Origin of the sequence: Pseudoalteromonas sp. APC 3355, from assembly GCF_030407615.1 — a bacterium.
Taxonomy (GTDB): domain Bacteria; phylum Pseudomonadota; class Gammaproteobacteria; order Enterobacterales; family Alteromonadaceae; genus Pseudoalteromonas; species Pseudoalteromonas distincta.
This window is the reverse complement of record NZ_JASDDB010000001.1, coordinates 144,652-156,944: the sequence shown is the minus strand read 5'-3', so window position 1 is coordinate 156,944 and position 12,293 is coordinate 144,652. Positions and strand designations below refer to the sequence as shown.

11 protein-coding genes are annotated in these 12,293 nt (G+C 37.1%); 4 read left to right on the top strand and 7 right to left on the bottom strand.

Annotated elements, in window-relative coordinates; all coding sequences use genetic code 11:
- Positions 1–147 precede the first annotated feature (147 nt).
- Positions 148–606, top strand: coding sequence for a GNAT family N-acetyltransferase (locus QMA08_RS00645; protein WP_002962713.1), 459 nt, complete (start codon positions 148–150; stop codon positions 604–606).
- A gap of 62 nt (positions 607–668) precedes the next feature.
- Here the strand turns inward: QMA08_RS00645 and QMA08_RS00640 are convergent, their stop codons facing one another.
- The 3 genes from QMA08_RS00640 to QMA08_RS00630 all read right to left on the bottom strand — a co-directional run bounded on the left by QMA08_RS00640 (position 669) and on the right by QMA08_RS00630 (position 3,224).
- The gene (locus QMA08_RS00640; RefSeq protein WP_002962716.1) at positions 669–1,115 is read right to left on the bottom strand and encodes a DUF4826 family protein; all 447 of its coding nucleotides are present in this window, start codon (positions 1,113–1,115) and stop codon (positions 669–671) included.
- A 117-nt stretch (positions 1,116–1,232) separates the two neighbouring features.
- A complete protein-coding gene (locus QMA08_RS00635; protein WP_002962717.1) occupies positions 1,233–2,636 on the bottom strand; it encodes a M28 family metallopeptidase in 1,404 nt (467 codons plus the stop codon).
- Between the two features lie 174 nt (positions 2,637–2,810).
- A complete protein-coding gene (locus QMA08_RS00630; RefSeq protein WP_002962719.1) occupies positions 2,811–3,224 on the bottom strand; it encodes a hypothetical protein in 414 nt (137 codons plus the stop codon).
- A 149-nt stretch (positions 3,225–3,373) separates the two neighbouring features.
- Here QMA08_RS00630 and QMA08_RS00625 point away from each other — a divergent pair, with 149 nt between their 5' ends.
- Positions 3,374–4,171, top strand: coding sequence for a hypothetical protein (locus tag QMA08_RS00625; RefSeq protein ID WP_290173342.1), 798 nt, complete (start codon positions 3,374–3,376; stop codon positions 4,169–4,171).
- Between the two features lie 6 nt (positions 4,172–4,177).
- Here QMA08_RS00625 and QMA08_RS00620 read toward each other — a convergent pair whose 3' ends face one another.
- Positions 4,178–4,582 carry a GFA family protein gene (locus QMA08_RS00620; protein WP_290173341.1) on the bottom strand — a complete coding sequence of 135 codons (405 nt, stop codon included), beginning with the start codon at positions 4,580–4,582 and terminating at the stop codon, positions 4,178–4,180.
- A 247-nt stretch (positions 4,583–4,829) separates the two neighbouring features.
- Here QMA08_RS00620 and QMA08_RS00615 point away from each other — a divergent pair, with 247 nt between their 5' ends.
- Both QMA08_RS00615 and QMA08_RS00610 read left to right on the top strand, forming a co-directional pair.
- The gene (locus QMA08_RS00615; RefSeq protein ID WP_290173340.1) at positions 4,830–5,666 is read left to right on the top strand and encodes a hypothetical protein; all 837 of its coding nucleotides are present in this window, start codon (positions 4,830–4,832) and stop codon (positions 5,664–5,666) included.
- Between the two features lie 97 nt (positions 5,667–5,763).
- Positions 5,764–7,611, top strand: coding sequence for an ABC transporter ATP-binding protein (locus tag QMA08_RS00610; RefSeq protein ID WP_290173339.1), 1,848 nt, complete (start codon positions 5,764–5,766; stop codon positions 7,609–7,611).
- Positions 7,612–7,738: 127 nt separating this feature from the next.
- On the opposite strand, the gene QMA08_RS00605 is transcribed toward QMA08_RS00610, so the two are convergent.
- From QMA08_RS00605 to QMA08_RS00595, 3 genes are all read right to left on the bottom strand, one after another.
- Positions 7,739–8,158 (bottom strand): MAPEG family protein, encoded by a 420-nt coding sequence (locus QMA08_RS00605; RefSeq protein ID WP_002963227.1) that lies wholly within the window; start codon positions 8,156–8,158, stop codon positions 7,739–7,741.
- Positions 8,159–8,346: 188 nt separating this feature from the next.
- Entirely contained in the window at positions 8,347–10,734 is a 2,388-nt protein-coding gene (locus QMA08_RS00600) for a GGDEF domain-containing protein (RefSeq protein ID WP_290173338.1), read from the bottom strand.
- A 177-nt stretch (positions 10,735–10,911) separates the two neighbouring features.
- Positions 10,912–12,015 (bottom strand): endonuclease/exonuclease/phosphatase family protein, encoded by a 1,104-nt coding sequence (locus QMA08_RS00595; protein WP_290173696.1) that lies wholly within the window; start codon positions 12,013–12,015, stop codon positions 10,912–10,914.
- Positions 12,016–12,293 lie beyond the last annotated feature (278 nt).

The following is a 12,293-nucleotide window of genomic DNA, read 5'->3' as shown; positions in this document are numbered from 1 at the left end:
AATTATATTAATAATGATGAGCATTTTACAGCGTAAGATATTATGTATACAGGTCAGTTAAAATTTTTAATTTTCATCTGATATTGGCTTAAATAATTTTGCTGTGATTGCTTACTCATTCTAATTTGGTATCAATAGGAGTTTGCAATGGGCTATCTGGTTGATAAGGTTGAATGGGATATAAAAAAAGATATGCTACAAAAAATTCGAGAGCGAGTTTTTGTTTACGAGTTACATATCCCCAAGCATATCGAATTTGATAGCCTAGATAAAATTGCATTACATGTACTTGTTACAGACGATGCAAACTGCCCAATAGCAACAGGTAGATTATGTACAGATGGCTTAATCGGCAGAATAGCTGTATTACCTGAGCACCGTAATCGCAAAGTATATACATCGCTTCTCAACTTTATTGTTGAATTAGCCTCAAACCAAGGTATTAAAGAAGTAAGCATTAATTGTATTTTAAATGAGGTAGAACGTTTTAAGCGAAATGGCTTTATTCAGCAAGGGAATGTATTTATGGAGGCGGGAATTCCTAGGCAACGTATGCAATGCCCTGTTTCGGCGTTTAATACTACTCCCTTTACACTTGTGCATTAGATAAAGAAAAGGGCAATAAATAAGCTATCACCCTCTACTTTTTTACTTAACCCAAACTGTCGTTACTTTGTCTCATTTGCCCACAACGGTTCATTATCATACATTTCGTACAAGCCATGTGCTCTATTTATAAGTAAGTTAGCAAAGTCTACCTGTGTTTTATCACGCGCGCCTGTACTCATAATCTGATCCGCTTTTAATTGCCACTGCAAAGAAAAGTAACGCATTGCATCACGAGCATCTGTAGCTGCACTTACCTCAGCATGATCTGTAGGTAACCGCCCTGTTACTACCCAATATGTTTTACCGTTCTGTGCTTTAAATTTCCACATTGCACAAAGTGGTGCTAAAAATCGGCTGTCTTTATCAACTACTGATTTTGGCATAATACCCTTTTCGGCTAAATGCTTTTGCGCTGTTTGAAAACATTCGCGTTGCCACTGCATTCTTTGCTCATCAGTTATAACTTGTTCTTTTGCTGTTAACGGCTTTTTTTCTTGTTGCTGCATTTTTATTAACCTTTTACTTCTTTTTTAACACTCTAAGGGCTTAGTAAATAAGGTGCAAGTATAAAACGATCATTTGCACCTTAAAGCGCTCTGTTTGCTGTGTTTTTAGCCAAACTATTATTTTATATTGTGATCAAACGAACCCACATCACCCGGAAATACTACTGGCGACTCAACACCGTCTTTACTAACAGAGGCTACACCAAAGTAATAATTATCAATCACTACGTTTTTAAGTGTGTACTGTGAAACCTTACCAACGTATTTACTAAACTGCCATTGCGGCTCGCTCGTGTAACGCCAATAAATTTTATAGCCAGCAATATTTTCATCACTGCTTTGTTGCCATGAAAACGACGTATCAGCTGTAACAGCTCCCTTTATTTTAACTTCTTTTGGTGGTGCGGGCGCCCACGCCATAGATGCCATCGTTACCGCATTAAGTGAAGTTAACTTAGCTGTATAATCAAAATCAACGCCTTCAATAGTATCGCCATACTCAACGCCATTTTCAGTGCGTAAATCTTGATGTTGACGATCGTAGTGCTCGTTAGTTTCCATAATACGCACTGCAGCAAAACCTGCATCATTAAATGGACGATGATGCCCACCACGGCCAAATCTATCTAATCGATATACAAGCATTGTATCTAAATTAGGAATGTATCTGTCAGCAATAGTATCTATGTAACGAGCTAAATTTCGACTCGCCGAATCAACTTCACCACCTGTAAAGCGGCGAGTATTAGCTTGCTCTTTTGTTTCTACAACACGGGTACCTTCTGAAAATATACGCGCAGTTGTATTATCAGTTACCCCATTAATACCGGTAATATTGCCAATCATATCGTTGTTTAAAACGCCATGAACTTGCCAGTCATGCTTTTGCGCATAAGCCGTTAATATTTTTCCGCCAAACAAACCCTGCTCTTCGCCCGAAAGCGCCGCGTAAACTACCGAACCATTAAATTTGTATTTACTTAAAACACGAGCAGCTTCAATTACTCCCGCAACACCTGATGCGTTATCATTTGCCCCAGGTGAATCACTCGTAAAGTCCATAACATCACTTACACGAGAATCTATATCACCCGACATAATCACCATGCGATTAGGCTCGCTTGACCCTCGTTGAATAGCCACAATGTTAACCACTTCAACAGGATTAGGAATGCGTTTTTCGCCCGATATAGTGTCCTTTACCTCAATAATTTCCAAGCAACCGCCACACTGCGCGGATATTTTTTCAAATTCATTCTTTATCCAGCGCCTAGCCGCACCAATGCCTCGAGTATCCGATTTAGTTTCTGAAAGCGTATGGCGAGTACCAAAATCCACCAGCGTTTGAATGTCACTACCAATACGTTCGGCTGATACTTGAGCTGCTATATCATGTAATTTTTGCTGTTCTGTGTATTGAAGTTGTGTTTTCCCATGTGCTGATAATGCAAGTGTGCAGGCGCCTGCAATTGCAGTAAATTTAAGTAACGTTGTTGTGATTTTTAAAGGTGTTTTAAGCATCTATTAGCTCCTAATTATTATAGTGTAACCATTACTTAACTAAGATTTTATGGCAATACATTTGAGGTAGATGCAGAAAGGAGCACGCTAAAGCGCATTTACAAGAGGTTACTAGGAAAGTAAAAAGCCCACTACCTTTAGTAGGTACTGGGCCAAAATTTATTGTGCATACTTTTAATGAGTGGTTTTAATATCAAATTCTTTCAAAAAGGCCTCATGTCCTCCTAAGCTTGCAAGCACACCAGCAGAAAACATAAATATTAATACAAATGCTAAACAGCTCAAAAACTCCGAACTATTTTCAGGCTTAATATAGTAGTTAAGTAAAAAACCACTCAATACACCTATAAAAGCTATTTTGCTAAATAAAAAGTAACTTGGGATCTCAAATGCCCAAACTGAGGTATTGTTTACAAACTGCCTATATCCATACGTCATAAAAGCCAACATACCAACAATACTAATTGCAAAAGTAGACACTGTGGTTAACACGCTCATATTTTTATAAATAAGCACATACCCTAATCGTAAAGAATAGATAAATACCGCAAACCACGCTAAAACAGCAGGCCCTAAAATCAATCCCATTTCCAATCCTTGAATAACGTCTAAGTAATTAATTGCTAATACAATATTATATTTAGAGGTTAAATTACAAACCTTGTTACACAATAATCTATAAAAAAATGCGATTTTCGTGGCACACTGTCATTGTGTATACATTAATAGTTTAAGTTATGCGTCAACTAAAAGAAGATACAATTAAAAGTAACCTTATTGAGTCGCAGCAAAGCGCGTACGGCCCCGTATGCGTGTATCAAAATAAAGAATACCGATGGTTAACGCTTGCACAAAAAACCAATGAAGATATAACAATTCAAGGCGTTATGAACCTTATACACCCTGAGCAAGTAATCGTACCGGTAAACCAATGTATGATGTTATTTTTACTTAAACCGGTAGATACACTAAATATATTAAATCTAGGTTTAGGCACTGCTGGGTTTGAGCGAATTATGTATCACTTACAAAGTAGTACGCCTTACATAAACACCATCAATACATTTTACACGGTAGAAATAAACCCAAACATTGCCTTAATTGCTGCACAGCACTTTAAGTTACCAATTAAGCACAGCAGCTATTTACAATGCGCCGAACAATATATTACCCAATGCCCTGATCACTTTAACGTAATCACTATCGATATTTTTAGTGGTGAATATCATCAGCCTTTTTTAACCAGCGATAGCTTTTGGCAAAATATAAATCGCTGCAGTGAGCAAAATACGCAAGTAATCATTAATTTAAACCCACAAACAGGCCAAGAGCTGCAAATGCTTTTAGTACTTTTAAGGCAACATTTTAAGTGCTTAGCGATAATAGAGTTTAACGAATACAAAAATATAGTGATCATACTAAGCCAGCAAACATTAATGCATATAAACGTTGATGAAATACAAAACTCACCGGTGTTTATAAACTTTGCGCCAGACCTTTATAAAAGTATTAACAGCATTTACCATATTGAATAAAACGCTTTACCGACCAGGTTCATGTTTTTCATAGCATGGTAAGCTTGTTTCGAGCTGCTCCCAGTTAGCTTTAGACGTAACAAAATTATGCGATAATACCTGCTCAGTAATATCGGTATCGAATATTCCTAAACGAATTCGTATTCTGCTTTTGTCATCATTATTGCTACTGTAGACAGGCGAGCCACAACATCTACAAAAATAACGTGTGCGCCCTGCTTTAAAACTATATTCACTGAGTCGTTCTTGACCTTTTGTTATTGTAAAGTCATCTGTATTTACAAAGCCATTGGTTGCAAATGCAGTCCCGCTGTTTTTTCTGCACAGTGAACAATGACAATGAATAATGCTGGTTATACTGCCCGACACTTCAACGCTTACCTCACCGCACAAACATGAACCCGTATACATATAACATCCTAACTATTAAATTATTTTAAACTCAGCTTAAATTTGCTGAGTTGCTTTAATGGATAAGTTTACTGGTTAATTTTCTGAATGGAATAATAATTTTTATATCTCCGCAATTCCCACGCCATACCTATTTTTTTAATGATTGACATAAAAACATTAAATTGGTTACATAACCTTTACTTTAAAGTTATAGCCAAAACAATAATTGGTTAACCAAAAAACCTAAACTTACTGAGAGCCAATTATGCATTGTAAACACATGTCACTTTTATGTTTGTTAAGCGCGTTAGCGTCGTGTTCAACCATTTCTAAAAACACGTCAAGCGATTGGCTACTTATTGATGACTTTGAAAATTCACTTAGCAAGTGGCAAAGTGTCGATACCCAAAATGAAACTAAGCCACAGGTTAAAAATCCACAAATCACGGTTATACAATCAGAACAAGCAAACTCATCAACAAATCATTATTTACTCAAAAAGCCTGCGGCTGAGGGCATTGTAGGAAATCGTAAAGCGCTTTCTTATACAAAGCTTCCACAAGCGGTTGAAGTTGGTCAAACCTACACATTTTATATACGTATAAACGTCGCTGCGTTTCCTAATAACCATGCTTTTGGATTGAGTAACCTTACTCCAGCGCTAATAAATAAACATGCTTACGATGCCTTTGAGCCAACACTTCGCGTAACCGATAAAACAGAATCAAACGGGTTTGTAAACGATGGCGCTTTAATGGTTAAAACCGACAGCGGATATAGCAACATTCAAAACTACACTACAAAACAGTCAGCTAAACCTCTGCAGACAAATACTTGGTACGACGTATGGTACGTTGTTAATAACGCAGCAGCCTCAGAGCAAGGTCAGCAATATGATGTTTACGTAAAAGGTGGTGAGTTTAACAGTCAAACGCTGGTATATAAAAATGCACAATTTAGAATGAAGCGCGAACAACCTCTTATATACTTTTTAGCAAACTGTAATACAGGCCCAATTAAAAAGCCTTACGGAAATGGTGGTCTCAGATATGACGATTTATACATGAGCGAAGGAATAAACCTAAGTAACCCAACGCAATAAATAAGAATAATACTCATAATTAGTGCCCTACAAACCTGCATTTAAAAATACTTAAATGGTATGATACTCGTCATTATTTGCCATTTAAGTTTTTAAAATGTATCGATTATTTGAAAAAATGACAAAAGCATTTCCTGAGGACCAACCCACTCAGCCGCCTTCTACTTTATTTGCTTTTTGTCGCCACTACACCAAAGGAATGGAACTGTCGTTGCTGCTTATGTCAATCAGTGCCGCCATGCTCGCTATTTTAGAGGTTTCTTTATTTAGCTACATGGGCCAACTTGTTGATTGGTTAACGGCCTACACGCCCGAAACCTTGTTTGTAGAGCAAAAGTCAGAGCTTATTAAAATGGCTGTCATGCTGTTATTAGTATTGCCCATTGTTGTCTTTTTCCATTCTGCTATTTTGCACCAAGCATTGCTTGGCAATTACCCTATGTCGATTCGCTGGTTAGCGCATCGTTATTTACTGCGCCAAAGTGTTAGCTTTTATCAAAATGAATTTGCAGGAAGAATAGCCACTAAAGTGCTACAAACCTCTTTAGCCGTTCGCGAAACAGTGACCAAACTACTCGATGTATTAATGTACATAGTGGTTTATTTTGGCTCAATGGTATTTTTAGTTGCCGAAGCTGATTGGCGCTTAATGATCCCTTTATTAGTTTGGTTGGTTTTATACATTTGCGTGCAACTTTACTTTGTACCGCGCCTTAAAAAAATTGCCAGCTCACAAGCCGATGCGCGCTCAGAAATGACCGGCCGTATTGTTGATAGTTACACTAACATTTCAACTATTAAATTGTTTTCGTATACCCAGCGTGAAGAGCAATACGCAAAACAAAGCATGGATGTATTTTTACAGCCTGTGTACAAGCAAATGCGCTTAGTAACCAGCTTAAACTTTGTTATTCAAAGCTTAAATTACCTATTAGTATTTTCGGTTGCCGCTGTATCACTTTATTTATGGTCACTTAGTGCAATTAGCGCCGGCGCCATTGCAGTTGCTGTTAGCTTAGCGCTCAGATTAAACGGTATGGCGCAGTGGATCATGTGGGAAATAAGCAGCTTATTTGAAAACATTGGCACCGTAGCCGATGGTATGAAAACACTGTCAAACCCTATCGAAGTTGCCGATAAACCAAACGCTAATACGCTTAACGTAAGCCAAGGTGCCATTGAGTTTAACAACGTACACTTTAATTACGGAAAAGCTGCAAACGAGACTAATCGCAGTCCTGTAATGAACGGTTTAAACTTAAATATTAAACCTGGCGAGAAAATTGGTTTAGTTGGTCGCTCTGGCGCGGGTAAATCAACACTTGTTAACTTATTACTGCGTTTTTATGATACCGACTCTGGAACAATAAAAATTGATGGGCAAAACATCACAGACGTAAGCCAAGAAAGCCTACGCAGATATATAGCCATGGTAACGCAAGATACCTCCTTGCTTCATCGCTCAGTAAAAGACAATATTTTGTACGGTCGTCCTGATGCAACCCACGATGAGATGATCAACGCGACCAAGCAAGCTAAGGCGCTTGAGTTTATAAACGACTTGGTCGACAGCAAAGGTAATAAAGGCTTTGATGCACAAGTGGGCGAACGCGGTGTTACGCTTTCAGGCGGTCAACGCCAACGTATTGCTATTGCACGTGTACTACTTAAAAATGCCCCCATACTTATACTCGACGAAGCCACCAGTGCACTCGACTCAGAAGTAGAAGCCGCAATTCAGGCAAGTCTTGATGATTTAATGACAGGTAAAACAGTTATTGCCATAGCGCACAGGCTCTCAACCATTGCACAAATGGATAGATTAATTGTACTTGATGACGGCGGCGTAGTTGAGCAAGGCACTCATGAACAATTAATTGCTAAGGGTGGAATATACGCAGCACTATGGACACACCAAACAGGCGGGTTTATAGGCGTCGATTAACCATTAATATTACCTTACGGTAGAGGTGGTTTTATTCTGCTTCTACTTTAAACAAAAAAGCGAAGATGCCTTAGAGGCTCTTCGCTTTTTTTATCGTTATAAATAAATTATATAACTTTTTTATAAATTAAGAGATTAGTCTTAACCCTATCATTATCAGCATAACCACATTAGCAAGTACGCCGATTAAAAAAAAGTAACTACGTGGGCTTGGGTTTTTCTCCGTTGCTATAGCGTAGTAAAGCGCCATGTGAATTAAACGCGCAATTAAATACACCCAAATACACATTGCAAAAATCGGGCTTTGATAATTAATTACAAACGCAAATAACACCGTACCTATAAATAATGCACTGTTTTCAAGCGTATTATGAAACGTACGATGTGCTCTAAATATAAAGCTGTCGTGCGATAAATCCTCGTCAATTTTACCTGGTACAGCATTTGGTTCTTTAGCTTTGCTAAACGTAGCCACAGCCCACTGTACAAGTAACATAATTAAATAGAGGTAAAATGCCAAATAGGCCGAAAGTGCAACTTCAGTCATTATTAAATCCCTTGTTTTGTTTTTAACTTAGTATTGATTGCAATTTTAAAGCCTAAGTTAATACACTGATATTAAAGGAGTTAATTTAATAAGCCTAATTACATATGTAAGTAACACACAGCATTATATAAAATTTACTTGTTATAATTTAAAAAAATAACATCAAAACTAAACTGTATACTGCTGGTTTACTCCGATCTAAAAAGCTTAAACTCTTCAAGCGAAGCATCCCATAACGCAACCTGATTACGCCCCAAGGACTTAGCCTCATAAAGAGCTAAATCTGCCTGTTCAATCAACTCAGAAGGTGTTCTTGCTTTAAATTTAATAGACGTAACCCCAAAGCTACACGTAACAGGAATATCATCAAATGTCGCTTTTTCAACTTTAATACGAATAGCCTCAGCTATACGTATTGCTTGCTCTTGAGTTGTGTTGGGCAAAATAATACAAAATTCTTCGCCACCAAAACGGGCCACGCTATCACTTTTACGTATATTAGCTTGTAAAAGCTCGGCTACGCCACAAAGTACTGTGTCGCCAATGCTATGCCCATAGGTGTCGTTAACGCTTTTAAAATGGTCAATATCGACCATTAAAATACAGTACTCTTCAATCTGAGGTAAATCCAAAAAGTCGCGATTCATAACCTCAAATAAAATACGACGGTTATAACAATTGGTTAAAGGGTCTCTTGCTGCCAAATAGTCTAACTCTTCATTACGTTTTTTAGAGGCAATAAAACTTCTATAAACCAGTAATACAATAGCTAAACAAGCGGCTAATAAAAATGCGAGCGCAATACTGGCGTATTTATTCTTTGATAGCTCTAGCTCTGATATAACTCTAGCTTGGGCGGCGATTTCAATTTGATTATTTTTCTTTTCAAGCTCAAGCTGATGGCGTTTTTCTTTTTCTCTTAACGTCTCAAGCTCTATTTCCATTTTGTACGAATGCAAATGTGCTTTTTCAAGCGCCAATTTATCTTCATTTCTTTCATTTTGAATAATATCGGTTAGGGCTATTTCTTCTTCTGCATAACGAAGTGACTCTTCTATACGACCACGCAATTTTTCTGCTATTCGAATTTCACGATAGGCATATAGCATATGTAATTTATCATCTATTTCGGTTGATAAAGCGAGTGACCTTTTCAGTAAAGTAATCGCCTCATTTGTATCAATACCAATTAAAATGCCCGCAAGCGCAGTAAGCGACTTTATCTCATAAAGTTTACCACCTGTTTCTCTGGCAAACGACAACGACTCTTTGTAATACTCTATAGCCTTGTTGTTATTTCCTTGGGCACGATAAATATTACCAATAATACGTGCTGTTGTAGAAATGTACGATGTAAGGTTTTTGTTTTTATAAGTGATATAAGCTTTTTTAGCATATTGCATTGCTGATGCTAAGTCGCCAGATTCGAGGTTAATAACAGCCATTTCTCTTAAAGCTGAAGCGAGCGTTTTTTCCTCGACCATACCTTTTGGCAAATCGATAGTTATTTGATAGAAAAATTCGGCCTGATCAAACTGCCTTAATCGTGTATATACCAGTCCCATTTGATTTGATGTTTTAGCAATCCCAAGCATGTTATTTACTTTTTTATAATATAAATATGCCTCATTTATATGTTCAAGTGATTTTTCATAAAGATTAATATGACGATAAATAATACCCGCCCCTAGTAATGCCTTAGCAAAGCCAACAGGATCGTCAATGTCTTTATGTATTTCTAATGCGCGAGTGGAGTAATCAAGGGCTAAAACTAAGTTATCTAAATAACGGTGTGCTTCTGCTAGTGTATTTAAAGTACGCGCCATTAGCTTTAAATCACCTAAACTTGTGTATATTTCTAAAGCTTTTGTATAAAAGTGAGCCGTTTGCTCTCTATTTTTGAGGCGTTTGTACGACTGAGCTAATTTTTTATACGTTTCACCTAACTGTCTTTGTATTAATTCGTCTTCGTCAACAAGGTATTTTAAAGCAGATGTATATTGCGCGTTCGCGTTATCGTACTTTTTTTGCCCATAAAACGAATCTCCCTTAATAAGTAGCACTTGCGCTATAAAAAAGTCATCGCCATACACAAGGGTCGTTGGTAATAAAGTTTCAATGCGGGTAGTAAGTTCGTCATAACGTTTTTCTTCTAATAATATATTTATATAATTAATAGACGCCTTTATTTGGTTTCGTGAATCATTTAATTTGCTGTAGTAAACAGAGGATTGTAAAAAGTGCTCGAGCGATGCATTAATATTGTTATTTTTTTTATTCGCCCTACCTAGCAAGTTATGTAGCTTTGCGCTGAGTAACATGTCATCAGCACTTTGCGCTTGTGACAACAACGACTTACTTAGTTCAATACTAGTTATAACGTCAGTATCTATAAGTAATTCAGCTCTTTTAAGCAGCCCTGCATTAGATTCGTTAGTTAAACTGTATGAGGTGGTTTCTTGTGCGTAAGCGCTGTTTAAGCTAACAAACAAAGCAAAAAGCAAAGCTTTCACTAAAAATGTAAAATTATAAATTCGCTTTACAATGAAACTATGTATTTGCGAAGGTAAATCCATATTTCGCTTATGATTCAAGTAGGTATAAAATTCCATATTTACCATTTTAGTAATTTATTATTAATACAATTCAAAAGACTGGTGATAAAATATACAAACCGGCGCAATACATCAAGTATTGCTGCTATATGAATACTTTTAATTTATAATTTTAGCATAATTATGCATAGAGCAAGCCTAACTTCTTAGTTTTAGTGTAACTAACACAATTCCATGATCAGTACTTAAATCATCACGCTCAAATTCGGGGTTTATTAAGTGACGATCATAAGTATTATACTCAATCACCTCAAAAAAACTGCCAAGGTAGCTGGCATCAAACTCACAAGATAATAAAATATAATCAAGCACGGAGCTGCTCGCGCCATAATAATGTGTTGGTGCTCTTAAAGGCATAAGCTTAGTTGTATTAACATTTTTTGCTTCGTTTTCATCAGCTAAATCAAAAATGCTATGGCTTTCACTATGGCTTATTTCATCGCTAGCCATTGCCTCACCATTAGACAGTTCATCTTCGCTTAGCTGCGACTTAACAAACAAATCCCATGAATCATTTAAACAATATTTAGCGAGGTAGGTTTTATCATCAAATGCAGGCGCAAAGCGTAGCGTACTTGTCAGTAAATGGCTTAATACGCCATCCGCAAGTTCATTATTAAAGTCTCCCATTAATAGCATGGGTTGTTGCGTAGCTTCGCGACGAGCAATCATTTGTATCATTAGTAATGTAGCTTCACTGCCACGCTGAATAGTTGAGCCCCACCCACCCGCTACATTCGCTTTTAAAATTTCAATTATGTTTTGCTCGGGTGTAAGCTCTTTATTATGTTCATCAACATTAATCATTGGGCGCTTAGATTTAAAATGCACCACGTAACAATCGGTATTACCTATATGCGGCAGCGTTATAGTTGCTCTTAGTACTTTACGACTAAAAGTAAACTCACTATTAAGGCCAAGCGCATTTGCAAGCTCACTATCGTGCTCAACCGCTGCTACTTCAACTATGGGGTATTTAGAGGCGATTGACACTACAGGGCGTTTATAAATAAAGTCATCAATCACCTCTGGCGTATCAACTACAGCAAAGTAATTATAACCTTGCTCGCCTACTAGCTCTTTTAATGAGTCAATGCTAAACACTTCCTGAAAACCAATCACATCAGGGGCATGTTCTGTTAAGTAATCAACAATCCAACGCTGCTTTTTAGCCCACTGCTGCGCGGTATAAATTTTCTCAAACTCATAGTATGCATTGGGCGGCTCAAGATAGTTAAACAGGTTAAATGTGGCTATTTTTAGTTGGGTGTTAATAATTCCAGATTCATCACTGTTTAAATCTGTATCTAACTGTTTAAGATCTTGATTGCTGATGGGGTTCGCCTAAGTAAAGTTGAAAGTGTTGCCTGCTTATAAATTATCATTTTATTACATGTTTACGTAATAAATCAGCCAGCTTAATTGTAATTTTATGCACTCTTTTATTCTATACCAATCCGCAATAATACTTAATCATTTTGCGGGGCTAAACGTGTCGCTACCTGTGTTAAAAAATTCTC